At 74.9% G+C, this 26,470-nt stretch carries 21 protein-coding genes; 13 read left to right on the forward strand and 8 right to left on the reverse strand.

All coding sequences use genetic code 11. The features are described 5' to 3' along the window. Window positions 1–125: 125 nt before the first annotated feature. Entirely contained in the window at window positions 126–1,823 is a 1,698-nt protein-coding gene (locus ACRYMN_RS02200) for a GDSL-type esterase/lipase family protein (RefSeq protein WP_432491516.1), read from the reverse strand. Between the two features lie 1,071 nt (window positions 1,824–2,894). On the opposite strand from ACRYMN_RS02200, the gene rpsD reads away from it, so the two are divergent. Next, window positions 2,895–3,503, forward strand: coding sequence for a 30S ribosomal protein S4 (gene rpsD, locus ACRYMN_RS02205; RefSeq protein ID WP_432491518.1), 609 nt, complete (start codon window positions 2,895–2,897; stop codon window positions 3,501–3,503). A gap of 110 nt (window positions 3,504–3,613) precedes the next feature. Here rpsD and ACRYMN_RS02210 read toward each other — a convergent pair whose 3' ends face one another. Both ACRYMN_RS02210 and ACRYMN_RS02215 read right to left on the reverse strand, forming a co-directional pair. Further along, on the reverse strand, window positions 3,614–5,230 hold the full coding sequence (locus ACRYMN_RS02210) for a Na+/H+ antiporter (protein ID WP_432491520.1): 1,617 nt from the start codon (window positions 5,228–5,230) through the stop codon (window positions 3,614–3,616). 62 nt (window positions 5,231–5,292) lie between these two features. Next, entirely contained in the window at window positions 5,293–6,735 is a 1,443-nt protein-coding gene (locus ACRYMN_RS02215) for a class II fumarate hydratase (protein ID WP_432491522.1), read from the reverse strand. A gap of 236 nt (window positions 6,736–6,971) precedes the next feature. Between ACRYMN_RS02215 and ACRYMN_RS02220 the strand changes: the two genes are divergently transcribed. The 5 genes from ACRYMN_RS02220 (at window position 6,972) to ACRYMN_RS02240 (ending at window position 12,853) form a co-directional block, all read left to right on the forward strand. Further along, window positions 6,972–8,234 carry an extracellular solute-binding protein gene (locus tag ACRYMN_RS02220; protein ID WP_432491524.1) on the forward strand — a complete coding sequence of 421 codons (1,263 nt, stop codon included), beginning with the start codon at window positions 6,972–6,974 and terminating at the stop codon, window positions 8,232–8,234. After that, window positions 8,231–9,196 (forward strand): carbohydrate ABC transporter permease, encoded by a 966-nt coding sequence (locus tag ACRYMN_RS02225; RefSeq protein ID WP_432491526.1) that lies wholly within the window; start codon window positions 8,231–8,233, stop codon window positions 9,194–9,196. The genes ACRYMN_RS02220 and ACRYMN_RS02225 overlap by 4 nt, the downstream gene beginning before the upstream one ends. Before the next feature lie 10 nt (window positions 9,197–9,206). Then, entirely contained in the window at window positions 9,207–10,040 is an 834-nt protein-coding gene (locus ACRYMN_RS02230; RefSeq protein WP_432491528.1) for a carbohydrate ABC transporter permease, read from the forward strand. Between the two features lie 12 nt (window positions 10,041–10,052). Beyond that, complete coding sequence (locus ACRYMN_RS02235; RefSeq protein WP_432491530.1) at window positions 10,053–11,312, forward strand: ABC transporter ATP-binding protein; 1,260 nt, start codon at window positions 10,053–10,055, stop codon at window positions 11,310–11,312. A gap of 164 nt (window positions 11,313–11,476) precedes the next feature. Continuing rightward, complete coding sequence (locus ACRYMN_RS02240; protein WP_432491532.1) at window positions 11,477–12,853, forward strand: GNAT family N-acetyltransferase; 1,377 nt, start codon at window positions 11,477–11,479, stop codon at window positions 12,851–12,853. A gap of 48 nt (window positions 12,854–12,901) precedes the next feature. Here the strand turns inward: ACRYMN_RS02240 and ACRYMN_RS02245 are convergent, their stop codons facing one another. Both ACRYMN_RS02245 and glpX read right to left on the reverse strand, forming a co-directional pair. Then, entirely contained in the window at window positions 12,902–13,825 is a 924-nt protein-coding gene (locus ACRYMN_RS02245) for a carbohydrate kinase family protein (RefSeq protein WP_432491534.1), read from the reverse strand. Further along, window positions 13,825–14,865 (reverse strand): class II fructose-bisphosphatase, encoded by a 1,041-nt coding sequence (gene glpX, locus ACRYMN_RS02250; RefSeq protein WP_432491536.1) that lies wholly within the window; start codon window positions 14,863–14,865, stop codon window positions 13,825–13,827. The genes ACRYMN_RS02245 and glpX overlap by 1 nt, the downstream gene beginning before the upstream one ends. 55 nt (window positions 14,866–14,920) lie before the next feature. Here glpX and ACRYMN_RS02255 point away from each other — a divergent pair, with 55 nt between their 5' ends. After that, window positions 14,921–15,547, forward strand: a complete 627-nt coding sequence (locus ACRYMN_RS02255; protein ID WP_432491538.1) for a DUF4245 domain-containing protein — start codon at window positions 14,921–14,923, stop codon at window positions 15,545–15,547. A 29-nt stretch (window positions 15,548–15,576) separates the two neighbouring features. On the opposite strand, the gene ACRYMN_RS02260 is transcribed toward ACRYMN_RS02255, so the two are convergent. Beyond that, window positions 15,577–15,789 (reverse strand): exodeoxyribonuclease VII small subunit, encoded by a 213-nt coding sequence (locus tag ACRYMN_RS02260; RefSeq protein ID WP_432491647.1) that lies wholly within the window; start codon window positions 15,787–15,789, stop codon window positions 15,577–15,579. Between the two features lie 153 nt (window positions 15,790–15,942). Next, window positions 15,943–17,214, reverse strand: coding sequence for an exodeoxyribonuclease VII large subunit (gene xseA, locus ACRYMN_RS02265; protein WP_432491540.1), 1,272 nt, complete (start codon window positions 17,212–17,214; stop codon window positions 15,943–15,945). Between the two features lie 158 nt (window positions 17,215–17,372). Between xseA and ACRYMN_RS02270 the strand changes: the two genes are divergently transcribed. Continuing rightward, complete coding sequence (locus ACRYMN_RS02270; RefSeq protein ID WP_432491649.1) at window positions 17,373–18,374, forward strand: 4-hydroxy-3-methylbut-2-enyl diphosphate reductase; 1,002 nt, start codon at window positions 17,373–17,375, stop codon at window positions 18,372–18,374. Here ACRYMN_RS02270 and ACRYMN_RS02275 read toward each other — a convergent pair. Further along, complete coding sequence (locus tag ACRYMN_RS02275; protein WP_432491542.1) at window positions 18,361–19,545, reverse strand: DNA recombination protein RmuC; 1,185 nt, start codon at window positions 19,543–19,545, stop codon at window positions 18,361–18,363. The two genes, ACRYMN_RS02270 and ACRYMN_RS02275, sit on opposite strands and share 14 nt — an antisense overlap. Window positions 19,546–19,644: 99 nt before the next feature. On the opposite strand from ACRYMN_RS02275, the gene ychF reads away from it, so the two are divergent. The 5 genes from ychF to ACRYMN_RS02300 all read left to right on the forward strand — a co-directional run bounded on the left by ychF (window position 19,645) and on the right by ACRYMN_RS02300 (window position 26,414). Further along, window positions 19,645–20,730 carry a redox-regulated ATPase YchF gene (ychF, locus tag ACRYMN_RS02280; protein WP_432491544.1) on the forward strand — a complete coding sequence of 362 codons (1,086 nt, stop codon included), beginning with the start codon at window positions 19,645–19,647 and terminating at the stop codon, window positions 20,728–20,730. Window positions 20,731–21,035: 305 nt separating this feature from the next. Next, window positions 21,036–22,679, forward strand: a complete 1,644-nt coding sequence (locus tag ACRYMN_RS02285) for a peptide ABC transporter substrate-binding protein (protein ID WP_432491651.1) — start codon at window positions 21,036–21,038, stop codon at window positions 22,677–22,679. Between the two features lie 123 nt (window positions 22,680–22,802). Further along, window positions 22,803–23,729 (forward strand): ABC transporter permease, encoded by a 927-nt coding sequence (locus ACRYMN_RS02290; protein WP_432491546.1) that lies wholly within the window; start codon window positions 22,803–22,805, stop codon window positions 23,727–23,729. Then, window positions 23,722–24,669, forward strand: coding sequence for an ABC transporter permease (locus tag ACRYMN_RS02295; RefSeq protein ID WP_432491548.1), 948 nt, complete (start codon window positions 23,722–23,724; stop codon window positions 24,667–24,669). Before ACRYMN_RS02290 ends, ACRYMN_RS02295 begins: the two co-directional genes overlap by 8 nt. Continuing rightward, window positions 24,666–26,414, forward strand: coding sequence for a dipeptide ABC transporter ATP-binding protein (locus ACRYMN_RS02300; RefSeq protein ID WP_432491550.1), 1,749 nt, complete (start codon window positions 24,666–24,668; stop codon window positions 26,412–26,414). The genes ACRYMN_RS02295 and ACRYMN_RS02300 overlap by 4 nt, the downstream gene beginning before the upstream one ends. Window positions 26,415–26,470 lie beyond the last annotated feature (56 nt).

Below are 26,470 nucleotides of genomic sequence, written 5' to 3' on the forward strand. Positions count from 1 at the left end.
TCACTGCCGGAGGGAGGAGTCCGCGGCCCGTGAGACATCTGCGGGCTGGAGCGGGCCATTGAGGCGCGGTGGGCGGTGCTCACCGAGGTGCGCGCCCGCTCGGGCGCCGGTGCCGTCGCGCGTGATCAGGAAGCGCTGACGGTGAAGTCTTTGATGTCGATGTAGCTGTCCTGCGGAGCGCCCGGAGGGTTGAAGAAGGTCTCGGCCATGACCTGGTTCCACCGCGTGTCCACGCCGGCCGCGCGCCAGCGCACGTCGTCGATGGAGACCGCGTGCACGCCGTCGAGCCACACGTCCAGGCCGCCGTCGTCCTTGCCGGCGGTGTTGGTGCTCACCTGGATCTTCACCGGCACCCAGCGCTCGGTCGGGATGCGCAGGCGCTGCCCGTCGCCACCGCGCAGCGGCACGGAGATGCCCCACTGCCGGTAGCTCTGGCCGGCCGCACGAGGGGCGTAGACGTAGGCGTCGGCGTGCGGGTAGCCGACGCTGTCCTCGCTGGACTTGCGCGTGTGCAGGCGCACGGAGAAGGCATCCGGCTCCAAGGTGCCGCCGCTAGAGCCGTACCAGCCGCTCTCGTCGTTCGGCTTGCCAGCCAGCCCTGGCCACTTCATCTCCGCCGTGGTCAGGCCGTCGTCGTGCAGGTCGCTGCTGACGCGCACCTGGTAGCTCAGGGTGAGCTGGTCCGTCTCCGGCAGCGGTGAGCGCACCTTGTAGCCGTTCATCTCGCCTTCGACCAGCGCGACGCGCGAGATCCCGTCGCTGGGGGTCCTCACGTTGCCCGCGTCGACCTGCACAGCCGAGGGCTCGTGCGCCAGGGAGGCCAGCGTGACGCTCCTGGCGGACCGGGCGGCGGACCGGGTCGCGGACGGGGAGGGCTCCGAGGCGTTGGAGCCCTCGTCGCCGTCCTCGCGTGAAGGGGTGGCCTCCTCGGCGTCGGCGTGCTGCTCGTCGTTGCCGGTGGTGACGTCGCTCAGGGCTTCACGCAGCACCGGGAACCACCGCTTGGCCATCGCGGCGTAGCCGGCCTCGTCGGGGTGCACGTCGTCGGGCAGCATGTCGTCGGAGATGGCGCCGGCCATGCCCACGACACGCACCGTGCAGCCGCCCTCGGCGACCTCGTCGTCGCTGGCGACGATCAGCGGGTTCAGGTGCTCGGCGATGGCCGCGTTCTCAGCCGCCTTGGTCTTGGTGTGCAGCTGGTGGTTAGTCGCCGCGACGATCGGCACGCCTGGCGCCGCTTGGCAGATGGTGTCCAGGTACTCCTGCCAGCGCTGCGCCAGCCCGGCGGTCTTGCCTTGGAAGACGTCGTTGCCGCCGGCGCTGACCATGACGAGGTCGGGGTCGGCGGCCTTCACCCACTGCGCCGTCTTGGGCAGCATCTGCTCGATGCTCCCGCCCCAGTGAGCGTCCGTGGCGCGGCTGCTCAAGCTGGTCGGGCCGGAGGCGTTGGAGGTGCCGACCCACTGCACGTTGACGCCGATGCCTTCCAGCAGCTGCTGCACTTGCGGGCGCGCTCCGCCGAGGTCGTTGTCCACGATGGAGTCGCCCAGGGTCTGGATGCGCAGCGAGCTGGGCAGCTTGGTGTGCTCGGTGCCGCTCATCGACGCTTCGCGACCAGCGTCGTCGTCCGTGGTGGGCTGCGCGTCGTCACTAGTGGAAGCTTCATTCGCGATGTCCTCGGCGGCGTCGTCACCGGTGAGGAAGGCCAACAGTCCGTCCCACCAGTGCTCCACCTCTTCGTCCCCCTGCTCATCGTGCGGAGGGCCCTGCGTCCATGCGGCGCGCTGGTCGTAAGCAGTCGTGGTGACCGCGGCGCCGCTCATGCCCACCTCAGACACCTCGGCGTCATGCTCTTGCGGGAGGGCCGGTCCACTGGTCGGGTCGGGCAGGGGTTGCGCGGTGGCCGGGGAGGTCAGCGCCGGCGCCAGGCACAGCACCGCGGTGAGCGGTAGTGCCGCCAGGCGTGCGGTGCGGCGGTGGCGATACCTGCGTCCGGGGGTGCGAGCAGTGGAGCGGGTGGTGCCCGAGCCTTCCAGGGACGGCGGGGGGCTGACAAGCTTCAAGAGGTCCTCCAGGTGCAGACAGCTGATCGGGGGGCCAGCGGCAGGGTCGACGTGGCTGGTCGCTGTGCACGGCCCTGGCGCTGTGTGAGGCCGGGGGGGGGGGGGGGGGGGGGGGGGGGGGGGGGGCGGCGGGGGGGGGGGGGGCCGGGGGGGGGGGGGGGGGGGGGGGGGGGGGGGGGGGGGGGGGGGGGGGGGGCGGGGCGGGGCGCGGCCGCGCCGCCGGGCCCGCGGCGCGCCGCGGGGCGGGCCGGCCGGCCCCCCCGGCCCCGCCCCCCCCCCCCCCCCCCCCCCCCCCCCCCCCCCCCCCCCCCCCCCCCCCCCCCCCCCCCCCCCCCGGGCGGCACGTCGAGCACGTCCAGCGCCGCGGGTACCCCGGAGGCGCCCGCGGGGGCGCCGGCCGCCTCCAGGGCCAGCTCCCGCAGGCGCGCGTGCAGGGCGTCGCCGGTGCCCACGAGCAGCAGCAGCCCGCCGCGCGCGTCGGTCAGGTGCTGCACCGGGTGCGCGCCGGTGCGCGCGCCCGGTGCGCGGTGCCCGCAGCCCGGCTCCGCCGCCGGCAGGTGCAGGGTGCCCGGGACGGTGCCCCGCGCCAGGGTGCGCGCCCACTCGGCGGGGCTCGTGCGCGCCGGCGCGCAGGCCGGTGTCGAGAGCTGGTGCCCGCAGCCCGTACAGTTGGACCCGGTGCGCTCCGAAGGCCCACCCGGTGTCGTGGTCCCCGTGGTCCCCGTGGTCACGTGTGCCCTCCTCGGAGCGCGATCGTCCTGACCTCCCGGCGTCAGCCGTGTCGAGCCCTGCTCGACTGAGGTCAGGCTCACCTTACGATCAGGAGGAAGAATGAACAACGCTCGTCCCAAGGTGCGCATCAGCCGCGCCCTGGGGGTGGCCCTCACCCCGAAGGCCGCCCGCTACATGGACCGCCGCCCGTACCCGCCGGGCATGCACGGCCGCAAGCAGAAGAAGGCGTCGGACTACGCCACGCAGCTGCGCGAGAAGCAGCGCCTGCGCTACCAGTACGACGTCAGCGAGACCCAGCTGCGCCGCGCCTACGACCTGGCCAAGCGCAAGCCGGGCAAGACGGGCCAGAACCTGGTGCAGCTGCTGGAGACCCGCCTGGACGCGGTCGTGTGGCGCGCCGGCTTCGCCCGCACCATCTACCAGGCCCGCCAGATGGTCGTGCACCGCCACATCGTGGTCGACGGCCGCCGCGTGGACCGCCCGTCCTTCCGCGTCGTGCCCGGCCAGGTCGTCGAGGTCGCCGCGCGCAGCAAGACCAAGACCCCGTTCATCGTGGCCGCCGAGGGCGGCTGGAGCGAGAACGAGATCCCGGGCTGGCTGGACGTGGCCCGCGACCAGCTGACCGCCCGCGTGCAGGTCCTGCCCGTGCGCGAGCAGATCCCGGTGACCTGCGACGAGCAGCTCGTCGTCGAGTACTACTCGCGCTGACGCACGAGCCCCGCTCGCGCTGACGCGCACGGAGGGCGCCGACCCCACGGGTCGGCGCCCTCCGCGCGTCCCGGCCCGTCCGACGGGTCCGTCGGACGGGCCCCGCCCGGCTACAGGCGCGGGGAGCTGCGCTGCGAGAGCGCGGCCTCGTCCAGGTCCAGCTGCTCCAGCAGCTCGCGCACCGCCTCCTCGGCGACCGCGCCGTCCTCCTGCGCGCCCACCAGCGCCTCGCGCTGGGCGCCGATCATCCGCCGGCGCAGCTGCACCCCGGTGCGCGCGGCCCGCCGGCCCTCGGCGGCGTCCTCGTCCTCGGCGCTCTCGGCCGCGCGCAGCGCCGCCAGCTGCTCGGCGCGCTGCAGCACCAGCTCGGCCACGCGCCGGTCCACGGGGTCCTGCGCCTCGTCACGGGCCCGGCTCAGCTCCTTGCGCGCGGTGCGCGAGGCCAGCTCGCGCGCGCGCTCGCGCTGCTGCTCCAGCCACTCGCGCTCCTCGGGCGCCTCCACCCGCAGCCGCCGGATCAACGCCGGCAGGGTGGAGCCCTGCAGCAGCAGGGTGCCCACCGCCACCGCGAAGGCCAGCACCTGCAGGTCGGCGCGGTGCGGGAAGGGCTCGCCGGACGCGGTGCGCTCGGGGATGCCGGCCGCCGCGGCCAGCGTGACCACCCCGCGCATCCCGGTCCAGGCGATCACCAGGTCCTCGCGCGCGCTGTAGTGCCGCCCGCCGGGGGAGAAGCGCCCGCGCAGCAGCCGGCGCATGAGCAGCCCGCCGCCCGTCACCCAGGCCACCCGCACCACGACCACGGCCAGCAGCACGACCGCGCTGGCCCACGCCAGCGCGGGCAGGCTCGAGCCGCCCTCCAGGGCGTCCTGCAGCAGGAAGCGGAACTGCAGGCCCAGGTAGGCGAAGACGAAGGCCTCCAGCAGCACGTCCAGCAGGTGCCAGGCGTCGCGCTCGGCGATGCGCGTGGCGTAGACGGTGCGCACCGAGCGGCGCGAGAGGGCGAAGCCCGCGGCCACCACGGCCAGCACCCCGGAGACCTCCAGCGCCTCGCCGACCGCGTAGGCGGTGAAGGGCGTCAGCACCGCCAGCGCCGTCATGTTCGCCGGGTTCCACAGCCGGGTGCGCACCGCGTGCACCGCCCGGCCCAGCAGCGCGCCGACCAGGACCCCGCCGACGGCCTCGAAGAGGAAGAACAGCACCGGGTTCCCGATCACGGTCTCGGTGCCGGCCACCGCGGCCGTGGCGGTGGAGAACAGCGTCAGCGCCGCGGCGTCGTTGACCAGGCTCTCGCCCTTCAGCGTCGTCAGCACGCGCGCGGGCAGCCCCAGGCGCCCGCCGATCGCCACCGCCGTGACCGCGTCCGGCGGGGAGACGACCGCCGCGAGCACCAGCGCGGTGCCCAGGCCCAGCCACGGCACCGCCCAGGCGGCCACCGCGCCCACCACCGCGGTGGTCACCACGACCAGCAGCACGCCCAGGTCGGTGATCGAGCGCCAGCGGCGCACGAAGCCGCGCCAGGAGAAGTCGGTGGTGGTGGAGAAGAGCAGCGGCGGCAGGACGACGGAGAGGATGACGTCCGGCGGCAGCTCCAGGCGCGGCAGGCCGGGCACGAAGGAGACCGCCGCGCCCGTCACGGCCAGCACCAGCGGCGCCTGCCAGCCGCGGCGGAAGGAGACGATCGTCAGGGCCAGCGCGCCCAGCAGGACGAGGAGGAGCTGGGGGAGCACCCGCCCAGTCTCGCGGCGGGTGCTCCCGGGCGCCCGTCAGCGCCGGGGCGCCGGGGCGGGTGTCAGGCCGGCTTCGGCGCCGTCATCGACATCACGTCCAGCGCCGCGTCGAGCTCGGCCTCGGTGAGGTCGCCGCGCTCGACGTGCCCGAGCGCCACCACGGCCTCGCGCACGGTGGTGCCGTGCGCCACCGCGTGCTTGGCGACCTTCGCGGCCGCCTCGTAGCCGATGACGCGGTTGAGGGGGGTGACGATCGAGGGGGAGGACTCCGCGTAGCGCCGGCACTGCTCCACGTCCGCCTCCAGGCCGTCGACCGTGCGGTCGGCCAGCAGCCGCGCGGCGTTGCCCAGCAGCCGGGTGGACTCCAGCACCCCGCGGGCCATGACGGGGATCTGCACGTTCAGCTCGAAGGCTCCGCTGGCGCCGGCCCACGCCACCGTGGCGTCGTTGCCCACGACCTGCGCGCACACCATGAGCACCGCCTCGGGCACGACCGGGTTCACCTTGCCCGGCATGATCGAGCTGCCCGGCTGCAGGTCCGGCAGGCGCAGCTCGCCCAGGCCGGTGCGCGGGCCCGAGCCCATCCAGCGCAGGTCGTTGCACACCTTCGTCAGGCTCACGGCCACGGTGCGCAGCGCCCCGGACAGCTCCACCAGCGCGTCGCGCGCGCCCTGCGCCTCGAAGTGGTCCTCCGCCTCCGTCAGCGGCAGGCCGGTGTCGGCGGCCAGCAGCTCGATGACGCGCTGCGGGAAGCCGGGCGGGGTGTTGATGCCCGTGCCCACCGCGGTGCCGCCCAGCGGCACCTCCGCCACCCGCACCACGGTGCCCCGCACGCGCTCGACGCCGCGGCGCACCTGCGCGGCGTAGCCGGCGAACTCCTGCCCCAGCGTGACGGGGGTGGCGTCCATGAGGTGGGTGCGCCCGGACTTCACCACGCCGGCGAACTCCTGCGCCTTGCGCCGCAGCGAGGCCTCCAGGTGCTCCAGCGCCGGCACCAGGTCGTTCACCACGGCCGAGGTGGCCGCCACGTGCACCGAGGTGGGGAAGACGTCGTTGGAGGACTGCGAGGCGTTGACGTGGTCGTTGGGGTGCACCGGGCGGCCCAGGCGCTCGGTGGCCAGGGTCGCCAGGACCTCGTTGGCGTTCATGTTGGAGCTGGTGCCCGAGCCGGTCTGGAAGACGTCGACGGGGAACTCCGCGTCCCAGCGGCCGGTGGCGACCTCCTCGGCGGCCTCGGCCACCGCGCGCGCCACGTCCTGCTCCAGCACGCCGAGCTCGGCGTTGGCCAGGGCCGCGGCCTTCTTCACGCGCGCCAGCGCCTCGATGTGCGCGCGCTCCAGCGGGGTGCCCGAGAGGGGGAAGTTCTCCACGGCCCGCTGCGTCTGCGCCCGCCACTTGGCGGCGGCGGGGACCCGGACCTCCCCCATCGTGTCGTGCTCGACGCGGAACGCGGGCTGCTCGGTCCCGGTCGCCGCGGGGGCGCCGGTGCGGTCGTCAGTGGCCATGGGCCCATCCTGCCAAGGGCCCGCCGGGCGGCGCGCGGGCCGGGTGCCCGGGCCGGGTGCGCGGGTGCCCGGCGCTGATCACGGTCCGCTCACGGTCGGTGCCCGGGCGGATCCCCGGCTGGCCCCCGGGCCGCCGCCGGGTGTAGGCAGTGCACCACAGGACGCTACGCACGACGACGACGTCGGAGGTGGGGCCAGTGGGAGGTCGGTGGCGCGGGAGAGCGGGGGCGGGTGCGGTGGCGGTCCTCGCCGCCGGGTGCCTGGTCTCCTGCGGGGACGGGTCGGCGGCCACGGGCGCGCCGACGCTGAACTGGTACGTCAACCCGGACAACGGCGGTCAGGCGAGGATCGCGGAGCAGTGCAGCGCCGACTCAGGCGGCGCCTACGCCATCGAGGTCTCGATCCTGCCCAGCGACGCCGCGCAGCAGCGCGAGCAGCTCATGCGGCGCCTGGCGGGCAACGACACCTCGATCGACCTGATGAGCCTGGACCCGGTGTTCGTGCCGGAGACCTCCGAGGCGGGGTTCCTGGCCCCGATCCCCGAGGAGCTGCAGCAGACCTTCACCGAGGGGGTCGTGCAGGGCGCCGTGCAGGGCGCGAGCTGGAAGGGCGAGCTGGTCGCCGCGCCGTTCTGGGCCAACACCCAGCTGCTGTGGTACCGCCGCTCGGTGGCCGAGGCCGCCGGGCTGGACCTCTCGCAGCCGGTGACGTGGCAGCAGCTCATCGACGCCGCGCAGTCGCAGGGCACCGCCATCGGCGTGCAGGGCCAGCGCGCGGAGTCCATGACGGTGTGGGTCAACGCGATGATCGCCTCGGCCGGCGGGCAGGTCATCGAGAACCCCGAGGCCAAGGGGCCCGACATCCGCCTGGGCATCGACAGCGGGGCCGGCCGGGCCGCGGCGGAGGTCATGGCGGCCATGGACGAGGCGGGGGTGACCGGCCCGGGCGTGGACAACCGCGACGAGGCGGGCACCGCGAACCTCTTCCAGCAGGACGGCGCGGCGTTCATGGTGAACTGGCCGTTCGTCTACGCCCAGGGCAGGGCCGCCGCCGAGGGCGGCACCATGGACCAGGCGATCTTCGACGACTACGGTTGGACGACGTACCCGGCCATGGAGGCCGGCACACCGGCGGCCCCCCCGCTGGGGGGCATCGACATCGGGGTCAGCGCCTTCTCCGAGAACCCGGACCTGGCGTTCGAGGCCCTGCAGTGCATCGTCTCGGAGGAGAACCAGGCCGCCTACATGGTCTCCGACGGCAACCCCGCCGCCCTGGAGTCCGTGTACGACGACCCGCAGGTGCAGGAGGCGTACCCGATGTACGACACCATCCGCGCCTCGCTGGAGGCGGCGGCACCTCGGCCGCAGACCGCCTACTACAACGAGGTCAGCCAGGGCATCGCCGACCAGTGGCAGCCCGTCTCCTCCGTCGGCGAGGCCACGCCGGAACGGTCGCAGGAGTACATCCAGCAGGTCCTGAGAGGGGAGAAGCTGCTGTGAGCACCACCGCCACCCCGCTCGGCGCGGAGGTCGCCGCGGACCCGAGGGGGACGAAGCGCACCCGGGCGCGCAAGAGCGACAAGTCGCGCGCCGAGGCCCGGCTCGGCTGGTACCTGGCCGGGCCGGCGTTCGTCATCCTCGTCCTCGTCACGGGCTACCCCATCCTGCAGGCGCTGTACGAGTCGCTGTTCAGCTTCCGGCTCACCGCCCCGGCCGACCGCGAGTTCGTGGGCCTGCGCAACTACGGCGTCATCCTCACGGACTCGCTGTGGTGGGAGGCGCTGGCGAACACCGCGCTGATCACCGTGGTGACGGTGGCCGTCGAGCTGGTGCTCGGCTTCGCGCTGGCGATGGTGATGCACCGGGTGCTCGGCTGGCTGCGCCCGATCGTGCGCACGGCCATCCTCGTGCCCTACGCGGTCATCACCGTCGTGTCGGCCTACGCCTGGCAGTACGCCTTCGCCCTGACCACCGGGTTCATGAACGCCGTGGTGCCCGGCGTGGGCGAGGACTTCGACTGGTTCGCGAACAAGTGGACGGCGCTGCTGGTCATCTGCCTGTCGGAGATCTGGAAGACGACGCCGTTCATCTCGCTGCTGCTGCTGGCCGGCCTGGCGCAGGTGCCCTCGGACACCATCGAGGCGGCCAAGGTGGACGGCGCCACGGCGTGGGAACGGCTGTGGCGGGTGACGCTGCCGAACATGAAGGCCTCCATCATGGTGGCCCTGCTGTTCCGCGCCCTGGACGCGTTCCGCATCTTCGACAACGTCTACATCATGACGCAGGGCGCCGCCGGCACGCAGACGGTCTCCGCCCTGGCGTACAACCAGACGATCAGCCGGCTCGAGATCGGCCTGGGCTCGGCGGTCTCGGTGCTGCTGTTCGTCTGCGTCCTGCTGATCTGCTTCATCGCCATCAGGGTCTTCAAGGTGGACCTGGCGCGCGCCCGCGGGGAGGGCTGACATGGGTGGGATGTCCACGAGGGAGAAGGCCGGCTGGTACGCCGGGGCGCTGCTCATCGTCCTGTACGCGATCGTGCCCGTCGTCTACATCGTCTCGATGAGCTTCAAGTCCGAGTCGGACCTGTCGAACCGGCGGTTCTTCCCCACGCGCTGGACGGGGGAGAACTACAGCGGCATCTTCTCCGGCAGCGGCTCGGAGCTGTTCCTGCCGGCGCTGCGCAACTCCATCATCACGTGCCTGGTCGCCACCCTCATCGCCGTGGTGCTGGCCATGTTCGCCGCCTACGCGATCGCCCGGCTGGACTTCCCCGGCAAGCGCCTGGTGCTCACCAGCGCGCTGGCCGTCGCGGTGTTCCCGGTCATCACGATGGTGACCCCGCTGTTCAACCTGTGGCGGCGCATCGGGCTCTACGACACCATCCCGGGCCTCATCATCCCGTACCTGGCGCTGACGCTGCCGATCTCCATCTGGACGATGTCGGCCTTCTTCCGCGGCATCCCGTGGGACATGGAGCAGGCCGCCCAGGTGGACGGGGCCACCAGCTGGCAGGCGTTCCGCAAGGTCATCGTGCCGCTGGCGGCGCCCGGGGTGTTCACCACGGCGATCATCGCCTTCTTCATCGCCTGGAACGACTTCGTGTTCGGCATCTCGCTGACGTCGACCTCCGACGCGCAGCCGGTGCCGGCCGCCCTGAGCTCCTTCACCGGCTCCAGCTACTTCGTCCAGCCGACGGGCGCCATCTCGGCGGCCGCCGTGATCGTCACCATCCCGGTCGTCCTGCTGGCGCTGGTGTTCCAGCGCCGCATCGTCGCCGGCCTCACCAACGGCGCCGTCAAGGGCTGAAAGGAACCGATCGTGGCACGCATCGAGCTGAAGAACATCGTCAAGAGGTACGGCGACGGCTTCCCGGCCGTCAACGACGTGAGCCTGGACATCGCCGACGGCGAGTTCGTCATCCTCGTCGGCCCCTCCGGCTGCGGGAAGTCCACTCTGCTGCGCATGGTCGTCGGCCTGGAGGACATCTCCGACGGCGACCTGCTCATCGACGGCAGGCGCGTGAACGACCTGGCCCCGCGCGACCGCGACCTGGCGATGGTGTTCCAGAACTACGCGCTGTACCCGCACCTGACGGTGGCGGAGAACATCGCCTTCCCGCTGCGGCTGAACCACTCGAAGGTGCCCGACGCGGAGGTGCGCGAGCGCGTGCGCCGCGCGGCGGACATGCTCGAGCTGAACGAGCACCTGGACCGCAAGCCGGCGAACCTCTCCGGCGGCCAGCGCCAGCGCGTGGCCATGGGCCGCGCCATCGTGCGCGACGCCAAGGCGTTCCTCTTCGACGAGCCGCTGAGCAACCTCGACGCCAAGCTGCGCGGGCAGATGCGCACCGAGATCGCCCGCATGCAGCGCTCGCTGGGCACCACGACGATCTACGTCACTCACGACCAGACCGAGGCGATGACCCTCGGCGACCGCGTGGCGGTGCTGCGCAAGGGCGTGCTGCAGCAGGTCGCCAGCCCGCGCGAGCTGTACGAGCAGCCGGTCAACCTCTTCGTGGCCGGCTTCATCGGCTCCCCGCCGATGAACTTCCTGCCCGCCCGGGTGCGCGGGGACCGCCTGGAGCTGCCCTTCTGCCAGGTGCCCAGGCCGGCCGCGGTCGGCGCCGAGCACGAGGGCGAGCTGCTCATCGTCGGCGTGCGCCCCGAGCACTTCGACGACGCGGACGTCACCGACGCCCCCGCCGGGGCGGTGACCTTCGAGGCGCAGGTCGACGTCACCGAGTGGCTGGGCAACGAGCTGTACGCGTACGTGCCCTTCGAGGCCGCCGCCGAGACGCGCGCGCAGCTCGCCGAGCTGGACCGCGAGCTCGACGGCGAGAGCCTGCGCAGCCAGCTCGTGGTCACGCTCGACGCGATGAGCGGGGTGCGCGACGGCGACACCGCCCGGCTGTGGTTCGACCCGCGCCGCATGCACGTCTTCGACCCGGGCAGCGGCCTGAACCTCACCCGCGACGAGGAGCGGGCCCGCCGCATCGCCGAGACCTCCGAGGCGCTGCGCAGGCGCTCGCTGGAGCGGGCGCAGCAGCAGCGCAGCGGCGGTGAGCGCGTCCCGGCCTGAGCGCCGCAGGACCCCCGGGCCGCCACGCCGGGTGAGCTCTCCTCACCCGGCGTAGCGGTCGGAGGGAGCCGGGCGGGCCGCGCCCCACCGGCGCCGCCGCCCGGTTAAGGTGCCCGCCACGAGGCCGTCCTCCCGGCGGCCGGGGGCGGGCGAGAGGCGGGTGCGTGCCGGTGGACGCGCTTCCCGGTGCCCTCGTGCCCGCGCCGCGCGCCGTGGGCGACCTGGCCCTGGTGCACGAGCCGGCCGAGGGCCTGCAGGTCTCGGTGCGCCGCACCCTGGAGGGCGCGCCGGTGCCCGAGTGGCGCGCCCTGGCCGTGCGCGGCGGGCACCCGCCGTTCTGCGGGCCGGACTGGCTGCGCGCGGTGCACACCCACCTCGGCGCGGGCGAGCCGCTGCTGGTGCTCGTGCGCCGCCAGGGCCGGCTGCTGGCCCTGGGCGCCTTCGCGGTGCTGGCCGCCGGGCCCGGCGGCAGCCGCCCGGTCGTCACGCTGCTGGGCGCCGGGGGCAGCGACTACGCCTCGGTGCCCACCGACCCCGACAGCCCCGTGCCCTGCGCGCGGCTGCACGCCGCCGTCCTGGACGCCGTGCTGGCCGAGGTGCCCGGCGCCCTGTTCGACCTCGAGCAGGTCCTCGAGGACGACCCGCTGCTGGACGCCGCCCGCGAGTGGGCCGGCGCGCGCGGCTACTCCGCCCGCCGGCTGCGCCAGGCCACCGTCCACGCGGTGCGCCTGCCGGCCACCGTGGCCGAGCACGACGCCGCCTTGGGCCGGCACGCCCGCCACGAGGAGCGCCGGCAGTGGCGCCGCCTGGCCGAGCGCGGGGAGCTCGTCGTCGCCGACGACCTGCTCGACGGGCTGGCGGAGCTGCGCGAGGACGACCCGGACGCCGCCGAGGAGCGCCTGTCGCTGCTGCTGGCCGAGCTGGCCGCCGTGGACGCGGCCCACCCGCGCGCCGCGCGCCGGCGCCAGCCGTGGCGCGGGGCCCCCGGGCGCACGCTGGCGCAGTTCCTGCGCACCGCCCCGCGCGGGTTGGTGCAGCTGTCGGGCCTGCGCGTGGACGGCCGCCTCGTCGCCTACGCCCTGTGCCTGGCCGGCCCGCGCGCCCTGCACGGCTACGTGCAGGCCTACCGCGCCGACGTGGCCGCCACCGGCCCGGGCACGCTGCTGCTGCTGCGGGTGCGCCGGCGGGCCCTGCTGTCCGGGTACGCCGAGCTGGACCTCATGCGCGGCGAGGAGGGCTACAAGCGCCGCCTGGGCCCCACCGCCCGGCACACCGCCCGCCTGACCCTGGCGCCCGCCGGCCTGGCGCCGGTGCCCGCGGCCCTGGACCGCGCCGTGCTGCTGCGGCGCACCTACCGCGACGAGCTGCACCGCTCCGCGCGCCTGGGCCGCTCCGCCGACGCCGTGGCCGGCGCGGCCGAGGCGGTGCGCGCCGACCTGGCCCGCCGCTCCGCCGCCGTGCGCTCGGCCGGCCGGCGCGCCGCCCGCGTCGGCGCCCTGCTGCGCCCCTCCCCGCTCGCCCGGCGCTCCCGGCGCGGCTGAACCCCGGCCCGGGCGGGCTGGGCGGGGCTCAGGCGGCTCGGGCGGGGCTCAGGCGGCGTCCAGCTCCGCGCGCGTGGGCGGGTTCGCGCCCGCGCGCGAGCAGGTGATCGAGGCCGCGCGCACCGCCGTGCGCAGCACGTCCTGCAGCGCGTCCAGGCGCAGCGCGCGCAGCGCCCGCGCGCCCGCCGGGCCCAGCAGCCCGTGACCGGCCAGCGCGTGCAGCAGCCCGGAGGTGAAGGCGTCGCCGGCGCCGACGGTGTCCACCACCCGCGTCGGCGGCGCCGGCACCCGCAGCACCCCGGCCCCGGCCACGCCCACCGCGCCCTCGCCGCCGCGGGTGACCACCACCAGCGCCGGCCCGCGCCGCTGCCAGCGCCGCGCCACGTCCACCGGGTCCTCGCCCGGGCACAGCCAGCGCAGGTCCTCGTCGGAGGCCTTGACCACGTCGGCGGCCTCCACGAACGCCTCCACCCGCACCAGGCCCTCGGCCGGCGAGCCGAGGAACGCCGGGCGCACGTTGGGGTCGTAGCTGGTGGTCGCGCTGCCGCGCCGGGCGTGCAGCAGCTCCAGCGCCTGCCCGGCACCGGGCTCGACGGCCGCCCCGATCGAGCCGGTGTGCACCACGTCGACGTCGTCGAGCGAGGCGGGCAGGGGGGCGGCCGGCAGGCGCCAGTCGAGGTCGAACTCGTAGGTGGCGCTGCCGCGCTCGTCCAGCTGCGCGCGCGCCACCGACGTGGGCAGCTCGTCCACCGCGCCCGGCGCCAGGTGCACCGGCCCGGCCGCCAGGTGCTCGCGCAGCAGCCGGCCGTGCTCGTCGTCGCCCAGGCGCGTCAGCAGCGTCACCTCGTGCCCGAGCCGGCCCAGGCCGTAGGCGGCGTTGAGCGGACTGCCGCCGGGGTGCTCGGCGGTGGAGCCGTCGGCGGCGCGCACGACGTCGACGAGGGACTCGCCGACGACCAGGGCGCGCGCCATCAGCGCGGGCCGGAGAAGTCGACGGCCGCGTAGGCGCGCAGCTTGGACAGGCGGTGCTCGGACTCCACCCGGCGGATCGTGCCGGACTTGCTGCGCATGACGATGCTGGAGGTGCTGATCGTGTCGCCGCGGTAGCGCACCCCGCCGACCAGCTCGCCGTCGGTGATGCCGGTGACGACGAAGTAGACGTTGTCGCTGGCCACGAGCGCGGAGGTGTCCAGCACCGCCTCGAGGTCGTGGCCGGCGTCGATCGCCTTCTGCTTCTCCTCGTCGTCGCGCGGGGCCAGCCGGCCCTGGATCGTGCCGCCCAGGCAGTGCATCGCGCAGGCCGCGATGATGCCCTCGGGGGTGCCGCCCACGCCCATGAGCAGGTCCACGCCGGTGCCCTCGCGCGCGGCCATCACCGCGCCGGCCACGTCGCCGTCGGTGATGAACTTGATGCGCGCGCCGGCGTCGCGCACCTCCTCGGCCAGCCGCGCGTGGCGCGGGCGGTCCAGGATGCACACGGTGATGTCCTCCACCCAGCGGTTCTTCGCCCGCGCCAGGCGGCGCACGTTCTCCTTCACCGGCAGGCGGATGTCCACCACGTCGGCGGCCTCGGGGCCGGCGACGAGCTTGTCCATGTAGAAGACCGCGCTGGGGTCGTACATGGTGCCGCGCTCGGCCACCGCCAGCACCGCCACCGCGTTGGGCATGCCGCGCGCGGTCAGGGTGGTGCCGTCGATCGGGTCCACCGCCACGTCGCACTCGGCGCCGGTGCCGTCGCCGACCCGCTCGCCGTTGTAGAGCATCGGGGCGTTGTCCTTCTCGCCCTCGCCGATCACGACGGTGCCGTTCATGCTCACGGTGCTGATGAGGGTGCGCATCGCGTTGACCGCGGCGCCGTCGGCCTTGTTCTTGTCCCCGCGCCCGACCCAGCGCCCGCCGGCCATGGCCGCGGCCTCCGTCACCCGCACCAGCTCCATGGCGAGGTTGCGGTCCGGCGCCTCGGTGCCGACGGCGAGCTCCGCGGGCAGGGGCGTCGAGGAGTGCTGGGACATGGGTCCTCCAGGGCGTGCGTCGTCGGGCCGTCAGCGTATCCGGCACCATGGGGGCGTGAGCCCGACCGGTCCGACCCCCGTGCCCGGGGCGCCCGCGCCCACCGGCGAGGACCCCCGCGGCGTCCCGCGCACCCGCCGCGGCGGCAACGTGCAGTCCATGGTGGTCTCGATGGCCGTCATCCTCGGCATCGTGGCGCTCGTGGTGTGGGTGGTGCCGCGCCCCAGCTCCGTGCAGCAGCCCCCCGCCGACGTGCCCAACGCCGCCGCCGGCGCCGCGCAGCGGCTGTCGTTCCTGCCGCCGGTGCCGCGCGTGCCGCAGGGCTGGACGGCCACCTCGGCGCAGCTGAACCGCTCCACCGACGGCGTGCTGACCTGGCACGTGGGCTACCGCACCGCGCAGGGGGAGTACCTCGCCCTCGAGGCCGCCCGCGACGTCACCCCCGCCTGGGTGCGCGCCCAGACCGCCGGCGGCGGCGAGGACGGCACCGCGGACGTCGACGGCCGCTCCTGGGAGCGGCGCCTGCAGGAGGACCGCGACCGCCACAGCCTCGTGCGCACCCAGGACGGCGTGACCGTCGTGGCCACCGGCGAGGCGGGCTACCCCGTGATCACCGAGCTGGTGCGCGCCACCGAGGCCGGCTGGGCCGCCGCCGGATCCACCTGGGGCTCCCCGCCCGCCTGAGCGCCGCGCCGCTCGGCCCCGCGCGCCGCTCAGCCCTGCGCGCCGCCCTCGGGGCGCGCGGCGTCCAGGCGGGCGCGCGCCCCGGCCAGCCAGCGCTCGCACGCCGCGGCCAGCGCCTCGCCGCGCTCCCACAGCGCCAGCGACTCCTCCAGGCCGGTGCCGCCGGCCTCCAGCCGGCGCACCACGTCGGCGAGCTCGTCGCGCGCGCGCTCGTAGCCGAGCGCGACCACCTCGTCCGGCACGTCCGGCTCGTCCGGCTCGTCGGGCTCGTCGGGGACCGCGGGTTCCCTGCGCTTGGTCGGCACGGGCACAGACCCTAGGCGGGCGGCGCGGGCCCCGCGGACCCGGCCCGCGGACCCGGCCCGCGGACCCGGCCCGCGGACCCGGCCCGCGGGTCAGACCGCGCGCGCGGGCAGCTCGCCGTCGGCCAGCCGCACCCGCAGGGCGGTGCCCGCCGGCGCGTCGGCCGGCTCGCGCACGACCCGCGCGGTGCCGTCGGCGCCCACCGCCTGCACCACCGCGTAGCCGCGCAGCAGGGTCGAGCGCGGCGAGAGGGCGCGCACCTCGGTGCGCAGGTGCTCCACCTCCACCGCGGCGCGCTCCAGCCGCCCGCCCAGCGCGCGCCGGGCGCGCTCGCGCAGCCGCTCCACCTCCGCGGCCGGGCCGTCGACGAGCACGTGCGGGGCGGCCAGCACCGGGCGGCTGCGCAGGGCGCGCAGCACCGCCTCCTCCCGCTCCAGGCGCGCGGTCAGCGAGCGCAGCCCCCGCGAGCGCAGCTGCGCCACGCCCGCCAGCTGCTCGGCGACGTCGGGCACCACCCGGCGGGCGGCGTCGGTGGGGGTCGAGGCGCGCACGTCGGCGACGAGGTCGAGCAGGGGGGTGTCGACCTCGTGGCCGATGGCCGAGACCACCGGGGTGCGGGCGGCGGCCACCGCGCGCACGAGCGCCTCGTTGCTGAAGGGCAGCAGGTCCTCCACGCTGCCGCCGCCGCGGGCCAGGACGACGACGTCGACCTCCTCCAGGGCGTCCAGCTCGCGCAGCGCCGCGCCGACCTCCGCCACGGCCGCCGGGCCCTGCACGGCCACCTCGCGGACCTCGAAGCGCACCGCCGGCCAGCGCAGGCGGGCGTTCTCCACCACGTCGCGCTCGGCGGCGCTGGCGCGCCCGCACACCAGGCCCACCACGCGCGGCAGGAAGGGCAGCGGCTTCTTGCGGCCGGGGTCGAACAGGCCCTCGGCGGCCAGGACCCGCTTGAGGTGCTCCAGGCGCGCCAGCAGCTCCCCGACGCCCACGGGGCGCACGTCGTCGGCGGTCAGGCTCAGCGTGCCGCGCTTGGCGTAGAACTCCGGCTTGGCGTGCACGACGACGCGCGCGCCCCCGCGCAGGCCCTCGGGCAGCGCCTCGCGCAGCCGCGAGAGCACCCGGCGCGTCAGCGTCACCGTCAGCGACATGTCGGTGTCGGTGTCGCGCAGGGTGACGAAGACCACGTGCGCGCCGGGGCGGTCGCTGACCTGCACGACCTGCCCCTCCACCCACGTCCACGGCATGCGCGCGATGTAGGCGTCCATCTTCGAGGCGAGCAGCCGCACGGGCCAGGGGTCCTCGGGGCTGGTGCCGCCGGCGGTGGCCGGGCGGCGGGGCGGCTCGGCGGCGGTCGCGGCGCTCACGCCACCATCCTGCCCGCCGCCGGGCGTGCGCGGGTCCGCGCGCGCGGCGGCGGGGCGTCGGGGGGCCGACCTACCATGGGGGCGTGACGCAGACCCCCGTGGACGCCCCCGCCGCCGGCCCGGCGGGCCCCGCCGACGACTGCAACGACACCGCGGTCCTGACCGGCGCCGGCGCGCGCGCGGCGTGGGACGGCGGCCGGCGGGTGCTGCTGGCCGCCCCGCGCGGGTACTGCGCCGGCGTGGACCGCGCGGTGGTGGCGGTGGAGAAGGCGCTGGAGCTGTACGGCGCGCCGGTCTACGTGCGCAAGGAGATCGTCCACAACAAGCACGTCGTGCGCACCCTCGCCGAGCGCGGCGCGGTGTTCGTGGAGGAGACCTCCGAGGTGCCCGAGGGCGCGCACGTGGTCTTCTCCGCGCACGGCGTCAGCCCCGCGGTGCGCCGCGAGGCCGAGGCGCGCTCGCTGAGGGCGATCGACGCCACCTGCCCGCTGGTGACCAAGGTGCACCGCGAGGCCGTGCGCTTCGCCGAGCGCGACGCGCAGATCCTGCTCATCGGCCACCACGGCCACGAGGAGGTCGAGGGCACCGCGGGGGAGGCGCCCGAGCACATCACGGTCGTCGACGGCCCCGAGGCCGCCGACGCGGTGGAGGTGCGCGACCCGGACAACCTCGTGTGGCTCTCGCAGACCACGCTGAGCGTGGACGAGACCATGGAGACGGTGCGCCGGCTGCGCGAGCGCTTCCCGAACCTGGCCGACCCGCCCAGCGACGACATCTGCTACGCCACCCAGAACCGGCAGGTGGCGGTGAAGAAGATCGCCGCCGAGTCCGACCTCGTCGTGGTCGTCGGCTCGGCGAACTCCTCGAACTCCGTGCGCCTGGTCGAGGTGGCCCTGGACGCCGGCGCGCGCGCCGCGCACCGCGTGGACGCGGCCGCCGAGATCGACGACGCCTGGCTGCAGGGCGTGACCACCGTGGGCGTCACCTCCGGCGCCTCGGTGCCGGAGGTGCTGGTGCGCGAGGTGCTCGAGCACCTGGCCGCGCGCGGCTACGGCTCGGTGGAGGAGGTCACCACCGCGCAGGAGGACCTCGTCTTCTCCCTGCCCACCGACCTGCGCCGCGACCTCAAGCGCCGCAGCCTGCCCGTCACCCCCGTCTGAGGTCGCGCCCGGCGTCGTCGCCGGGGTCCCCCAGCAGCTCGGGGGCCGTCAGCGGGCGCACCGCGTCCTCCAGCGGGGCGACGTCCGGCAGCGCGCCGTCGGCGACGTCGAGGTCGCGCAGGCGGCGCGCGGTGACGAGCACCCGCCGCTCCAGGGTGCCCACGAAGCGGTTGTAGTCCTCCACCGCGCGGTGCAGCGTGCGGCCCAGGGCGGCGGTGTGCCCGCCCAGGGTGCCCAGGCGCTCGTGCAGCTCGCGGCCCAGGGCGAACAGCTCGCGCGCGCTGCCGGCCACCGCCTCCTGCTGCCACGTCAGCGCCACCGTGCGCAGCAGCGCCAGCAGGGTGGTGGGGGTGGCCAGCACCACGCGCCGGCCCATCGCGTGCTCGAGCAGCGCCGGGTCCGCCGCGCACGCGGCGGCCAGGAACGCCTCGCCGGGCACGAAGCACACGACGACGTCGGGGGAGTCCTCCACCGCGCTGGCGTACTCCTTGGCCGCCAGGGCGTCCACGTGCGAGCGCAGCGCGCGCGCGTGCGCGGCCAGCTCCGCGCGCCGCGCGGCCTCGTGCGCCGGGCCGCCGTCGAGCTCGCTGGCGCGCAGGAAGGCCGCGAGCGGCGCCTTGGCGTCGACGACGACGTGCTTGCCGCCGGGCAGGTTGACCACCATGTCCGGGCGCACCGCGCGCCCGGAGCGCGTGGTCAGCGACACCTGCTCGGAGAAGTCGACGCGCTCGAGCATCCCGGCGTGCTCGACGACGCGGCGCAGCTGCACCTCGCCCCAGGAGCCGCGCGAGCTGGAGGAGCGCAGGGCCCCGGCCAGCGAGGCGGTCTCCGTGCGCAGCGCGTCGGCGCCGGCGGCGACCGCGGCGAGCTGCTCGGCAAGGCGGGCGTACTGCTCCACGCGGTCGCGCTCCAGGGCGCGCACCTGCGCCTCCACCCGGTCCAGGGTGTCGGCCACGGGGGCGACGGCGGCGCTGAGGGCGCGGCGCTCCTCGGCGCCGGCGCCCAGCTCGGCCACCCGCTCGCGCAGCAGGTCGCGCTCGGCGGCGGCGGCCGCCGCGCCGGCGGCGTCGGCGCGGTGCAGCGCGCGGGCCAGCACCAGGCCCACGGCGGCGCCGGCGAGCAGGCCCACCGCGAGCCCGGTCAGCAGCAGCAGGGCGGGGGTGGCGTCCACGCCCGCACTGTGCCAGCCCGCCCGGACGGCGCCCCCGGCGGCGCGCGAGGCGCCGCGCGAGGGGGCCCGGCGCGCCCGCGGCGGTAGGCTGCTGTGCCCGTGGCCCTCACCATCGGCATTGTCGGACTGCCCAACGTCGGCAAGTCCACCCTGTTCAACGCGCTCACCGACAACGACGCGCTCGCGGCGAACTACCCGTTCGCCACGATCGAGCCCAACGTGGGGGTGGTGCCGCTGCCGGACCCGCGCCTGGACGAGCTGGCCCGCCTCTTCCGCAGCGAGCGCACGGTGCCCGCCACCGTCTCCTTCGTCGACATCGCCGGCATCGTCAAGGGCGCCAGCGAGGGCGAGGGGCTGGGCAACAAGTTCCTCGCCAACATCCGCGAGGCCGACGCGATCTGCCAGGTCACCCGCGCCTTCGCCGACCCCGACGTCGTGCACGTGGCCGGGGCGGTCGACCCGGCCGACGACATCTCCACCGTGCACACCGAGCTGGTCCTGGCCGACCTGCAGACCCTCGAGCGCGCCGTGCCGCGCCTGGAGAAGGAGGTCAAGGGCAAGAGGGCCGACCCCGCGGTGCTGCGCGCGGCGCAGGCCGCCCAGGCCGTGCTGGACTCCGGGCGCCCGCTCTCGGCGGCCACCGCCGCCGACGACGTCGACGTCGAGCTGCTGCGCGAGCTGGGCCTGCTGACGACCAAGCCGTTCCTCTACGTCTTCAACGTCGACGAGACGGTGCTGGGCGACGAGGGGCGGATGGCCGAGCTGCGCGCGCTCGTCGCCCCGGCCGAGGCGGTCTTCCTCGACGCCAAGCTGGAGTCGGAGCTGGCCGAGCTGGACGCCGAGGAGGCCGCCGAGCTCCTGGCCAGCGTCGGGCAGGACGAGCCGGGCCTGAACCAGCTCGCGCGCGTCGGCTTCGCCACCCTGGGGCTGCAGACGTACCTGACGGCCGGGCCGAAGGAGTCGCGGGCCTGGACGATCCGCAAGGGGGCCACGGCGCCGCAGGCCGCCGGCGTCATCCACACCGACTTCCAGCGCGGCTTCATCAAGGCCGAGGTCGTCTCCTTCGAGGACCTCGTGGCGGCCGGGTCGATGGCCGAGGCCAAGGCGCAGGGCAAGGTGCGCATCGAGGGCAAGGAGTACGTCATGGCCGACGGGGACGTCGTGGAGTTCCGCTTCAACGTCTGAGCGGCCCCGCCGGTGCCCGGCTCGCGGCGCGCGGACGGGAGCACACCCGGGCCGGGGTGACACTGGAGGGGGAGCACCCCCGGGCGCCGTCGTCGCGTCGTGTTGCGCAATGTCGGCGTCCCTGAGTGTTAACGTGCTGCCCGACCGCCTCAGGTGGACATCCTGCGCGTCAGGAGCCGCCGCGACTGGGCAACGTGCCCGAGCAGACATGCCCGCTAGGAGGACCCCCCACCGTGAGCACCTTCGAGAAGGACGACGAGCTGGACGGCGCGCGCCGCGTCGGCGTCGTCACCCGTGGCCCCGTCCTGTCCCGCCGCGACGGCCTCAAGGGACTGATCGGCGCGGCCGCGATCGGCACGCTGGCCGCGTGCGGCGGCGGCAGCGACGACGACGACAGCGGCTCGGACGGGGGCGGCGCGGACAGCGGTTCCGGCGGCGACGTCGTGGCCAACGGCAGCGAGCCGGAGAACCCGCTGATCCCCACCGCCACCAACGAGGTCGGCGGCGGGCGCCTGCTCGACTCGCTGTGGGCGGGCCTCGTGTACTACCAGGCCGACGGCTCCCCCGAGAACGAGGCCGCGGAGTCGATCGAGTCCTCCGACGGGCAGAACTACACGATCAGGATCAAGTCCGGGCAGACCTTCTCGGACGGCACCCCGGTCACCGCGCAGTCCTTCGTGGACGCCTGGAACTACGGCGCCCTGGGCACCAACGCGCAGGCGTCGGGCTACTTCTTCGAGCCGATCGCCGGCTACGCGGAGGTCTCCTCGGAGACCCCGACCGCCCAGACCCTCTCCGGCCTGGCCGTGGTGGACGAGACCACCTTCACCGTCGCGCTGAGCCAGCCGGAGAGCGACTTCCCGCTGCGCCTGGGCTACTCGGCCTTCTTCCCGCTGCCCGAGTCGGCCTTCGCGGACATGGAGGCCTTCGGCGAGAGCCCGATCGGCAACGGCCCCTACAAGCTGGCCGCCCCCGACGCCTGGCAGCACAACGTGCGCATCGACCTGGTGCCGAACGAGGCGTACAGCGGCCCGCGCGCGGCGCAGAACGACTCCCTGGCGTTCGTCTTCTACGAGACCTACGACGCCGCCTACGCCGACCTGCAGTCCGGCAACCTCGACGTCGTCGACAACATCCCGCCGTCGGCGCTGGCGACCTTCGAGCAGGACCTCGGCGACCGGGCCGTCAACCAGCCCGCCGCGGTCTTCCAGTCCTTCACCATCCCGCAGAACCTGCCGCACTTCAGCGGCGAGGAGGGCCGCCTGCGCCGCCAGGCGATCTCCCACGCCATCGACCGCGCCCAGGTCTGCGAGACGGTCTTCCAGGGCACCCGCACCCCGGCCACGGACTTCACCTCCCCGGTCATCGACGGCTACTCCGAGACCGTCGAGGGCAACGAGGTGCTGGAGTTCGACGAGGCCCGCGCCAAGGAGCTGTGGGCCCAGGCCGACGCGATCTCCCCGTGGAGCGGCACCTTCACCATCGCCTACAACTCCGACGGCGGGCACCAGGAGTGGGTGGACGCCACGGTCGCGTACATCCGCCAGACCCTGGGCATCGACGCGGAGGGCGCGCCGTACCCGACGTTCGCCGCGCTGCGCACCGACGTCAGCGGCCGCACGATCACCGGTGCGTTCCGCACCGGCTGGCAGGCGGACTACCCGGGCCTGTACAACTTCCTGGCCCCGATCTACGCCACCGGCGCCGGCTCGAACGACGGCGACTACAGCAACCCGCAGTTCGACGACCTGCTGAACCAGGCCGCCGCCCAGCCGGAGCCGGAGCAGGCCAACGAGCTGCTGCAGCAGGCGCAGACGATCCTCTTCCAGGACCTGCCCGCGATCCCGCTGTGGTACTCCAACGTCACCGGCGGCTCCTCCGAGGCCGCCAGCAACGTCGAGTTCGGCTGGAACAGCGTCCCGCTGTACCACCAGATCACCAAGAGCTGACCGCAGCGCTCAGGGGTGGACCGCTTCCGGCCGGTCCACCCCTGACGCGTGCGGGGGACAGGCGCCGGCAAGGACAACGGCCGGGGGCGACCGGGGCACGGTCGGCCCCCGAGGAGGCTCGTGATGGGTTGGTACATCGGACGCCGTCTGCTGCAGATGGTGCCCGTCTTCTTCGGGGCGACGCTGCTCATCTACGCCCTGGTCTTCCTGCTGCCGGGCGACCCGGTGCTGGCGCTGTTCGGCGAGCGGCCCGCCAGCCCCGCCGCCATCGCGGAGCTGCGCGAGCGGTACAACCTCGACGAGCCGTTCCTCGTGCAGTACCTGCTTTTCCTCAAGGGCATCTTCACCCTGGACTTCGGGGAGTCCTTCTCCGGGCGCCCGGTGCTGGAGCAGCTCGCCGAGGCCTTCCCCGTGACGATCCGCCTGGCCCTGGTCGCGCTGACCATCGAGGCCGTCTTCGGCATCGCCTTCGGGTTCCTGGCCGGCCTGCGCCGCGGCGGGCTGTTCGACTCCACGGTGCTCTTCCTGAGCCTGGTGGTCATCGGCATCCCGGTGTTCGTCCTCGGCTTCACCGCGCAGTACCTCTTCGGCGTGAAGTGGGGCGTGGTCAGCCCCACCGTCGGCGGTGACCCGACGTGGACGGACCTGCTGCTGCCCGGGGCGGTGCTCGGGGCGCTGTCCTTCGCCTACGTGCTGCGCCTGACGCGCAACTCCGTCGCCGAGGCGCTGGGCGCCGACCACGTGCGCACCGCCACCGCCAAGGGCCTGACCCGCCCGCGCGTGGTGACCGTGCACGTGCTGCGCAACTCCCTGATCCCCGTCGTGACGTTCCTGGGCGCCGACCTCGGCGCCCTCATGGGCGGGGCGCTGGTCACCGAGGGCATCTTCAACGTCCCCGGCGTCGGGCGGCTGCTGTACCAGGCCGTCATCCGCAGCGAGGGCCCCACCGTGGTCTCCGTCGTCACGGTGCTGGTGCTCGTGTACCTGCTGGCCAACCTCGTCGTGGACCTGCTCTACGCCGTGCTGGACCCGAGGATCCGCTATGTCTGAGACCACCGCGCGCCCCGGTCAGGAGCACCACGTCGCTCCCGTGGAGGAGACGCCCCTCGTCGCCGTCGACGCGGTCGACGAGAGCGCGCCGTCGGCGAGCCTGTGGGGCGACGCCTGGAAGCGCCTGCGCCGCCGGCCGCTGTTCATCGTGCCCTCCCTGGTGATCCTGCTGCTCGTCGTGGTGGCGGCCTTCCCCTCGTGGTTCACCTCGGTGGACCCGCGCTTCCAGGAGCTGGCGCGCGCGCTGCAGGGCCCCTCCGAGGGCCACCCGATGGGCTTCACCCGGCTGGGCACCGACGTCTACTCCCGCGTGGTCAACGGGGCGCGCGCCTCGATCAGCGTCGGCCTGATCACCACCGCGATCGTCGTGGTCGTCGGCGGCACGGTCGGCGCGCTGGCCGGCTTCTTCGGCGGCTGGCTGGACGCGGTGCTCTCCCGCCTGGCGGACATGTTCTTCGCGCTGCCGCTGATCCTGGGCGCGATCGTCATGCTGCAGGCGCTGCAGGGGCGCAACGTGTGGACCGTCTCGCTGACCCTGTCGCTGTTCGGCTGGCCGCAGGTGGCGCGCATCATGCGCGGCTCGGTGCTGCAGCTGCGCGGCAACGAGTTCGTCACGGCCGCGAAGTCGCTGGGCCTGAGCCGCTCGGCCACCCTGCTGCGGCACGTGGTGCCCAACGCGCTGGGGCCCGTCATCGTCGTGGCGACGATCTCGCTGGGCACCTTCATCGCCGCGGAGGCGACCCTGTCGTTCCTGGGCATCGGCCTGCCGAGCAACGTCGTCTCCTGGGGCGGGGACATCAGCAACGCAGTGCCGTCGGTGCGCACCGACCCGTGGATCCTGCTGTGGCCCTCGATCGCCCTGTCGGTGACCGTCCTGTCGTTCCTCATGCTCGGCGACGCCCTGCGCGACGCCCTCGACCCGAAGGGCCGCACCCGGTGACCGAGCCCACCCAGACCGCCACCGCCGCCGCGGTCGACCGCGACGCGCCCCTGCTGCAGGTGCGCGACCTACACGTCGACTTCACCTCCGGCGGCCGGCCGGTGCACGCCGTGCGCGGGGCCAGCTTCGCCGTCTACCCCGGCCAGACCGTGGCCGTGGTCGGCGAGTCCGGCTCGGGCAAGTCCACCTCCGCCCAGGCCGTCATCGGCCTGCTGCCCGGCAACGGCCGGGTCGTGGGCGGGCAGGTCCTCTTCGACGGGCGCGACATCGCGCACGCCTCGAAGAAGGAGTTCGTGGCGCTGCGCGGGCGGCAGATCGGCATGGTCCCGCAGGACCCGATGTCCAACCTGAACCCGGTGTGGTCCATCGGCTTCCAGATCCGCGAGGCGCTGGCCGCCAACGGGCTGGCCAAGGGCGCCGAGGCCAGGCGGCGCGCCGTGGAGCTGCTGCAGGAGGCCGGCCTGGGCGACGCGGCCCGCCGCGCCAGGCAGTACCCGCACGAGTTCTCCGGGGGCATGCGCCAGCGCGCGCTCATCGCGATCGGCCTGGCCTCGCGCCCGCGCCTGCTCATCGCCGACGAGCCCACCTCCGCCCTCGACGTCACCGTCCAGCGCCAGATCCTGGACCACCTGGACTCGCTGACCGCCGAGCTGGGCACCGCCGTGCTGCTGATCACCCACGACCTCGGCCTGGCCGCCGAGCGGGCCGAGCACGTGGTGGTCATGTACAAGGGCCAGGTCGTCGAGTCCGGCCCGGCGCTGGAGATCCTGCAGCGCCCGCAGCACCCCTACACCCAGCGCCTGGTCAGCGCCGCGCCCTCGCTGGCCTCGCGCCGGATGCTCTCGGCGCACCGCGCCGAGGTCGTCGAGCACGCCCGCGCCGAGGCCGTGCACGTGCACGAGCAGGCCGCCGAGGCCGCGCCCGTGCCGGTGGCCGGCGACCGCGCCACCGAGGACGTCATCGAGGTGCGCAACCTCGTCAAGGAGTTCACCCTGCGCGGCTCGGGGCTGCGCGGGGAGAAGCTGCGCGCCGTCGACGACGTCAGCTTCCGCGTGCGCCGCGGCACCACCACCGCGGTCGTCGGCGAGTCCGGCTCGGGCAAGTCCACCGTCGCGCAGATGGTGCTCAACCTGCTGCCGCCCACCAGCGGCTCGGTCCTCTTCGACGGCGTGGACACCACCACGCTGGACCGCAGGCAGCAGTTCGCCTTCCGCCGCCGCGTGCAGCCGATCTTCCAGAACCCCTACGGCTCGCTGGACCCGAGCTGGAGCATCTTCCGCACCGTGGAGGAGCCGCTGCGGGTGCACGGCGTGGGCGACGCCGCCTCGCGCGAGGCGCGGGTGCGCGACCTGCTCGAGAAGGTCTCCCTGCCCGCCTCGGCGCTGCGCCGCTACCCCAACGAGCTCTCCGGCGGGCAGCGCCAGCGCGTGGCCATCGCCCGCGCCCTGGCGCTGAACCCCGAGGTCGTCGTGTGCGACGAGGCCGTCAGCGCCCTGGACGTCCTCGTGCAGGGGCAGATCCTCACCCTGCTCAACGACCTGCAGGCCGAGCTGGGGCTGACGTACCTGTTCATCACCCACGACCTGGCCGTCGTGCGCCAGATCGCCGACGACGTCGTCGTCATGGAGCGGGGCCGGCTGGTCGAGTCGGCCACCACCGACCGGGTCTTCGACGCCCCGCAGCAGCAGTACACCCGCGCGCTGCTCGAGGCGATCCCCGGCGGCAGCATCCGGCTGGGCGCCTGAGCCCGCGGCCCGGCCGGCACGCCCCGGCCGGGCCGCGAGCGGAGCCGCCGGCCGGC

This window comes from Kineococcus gypseus (assembly GCF_050871305.1).
In the GTDB taxonomy this organism is placed as follows: Bacteria; Actinomycetota; Actinomycetes; order Actinomycetales; family Kineococcaceae; genus Kineococcus; species Kineococcus gypseus.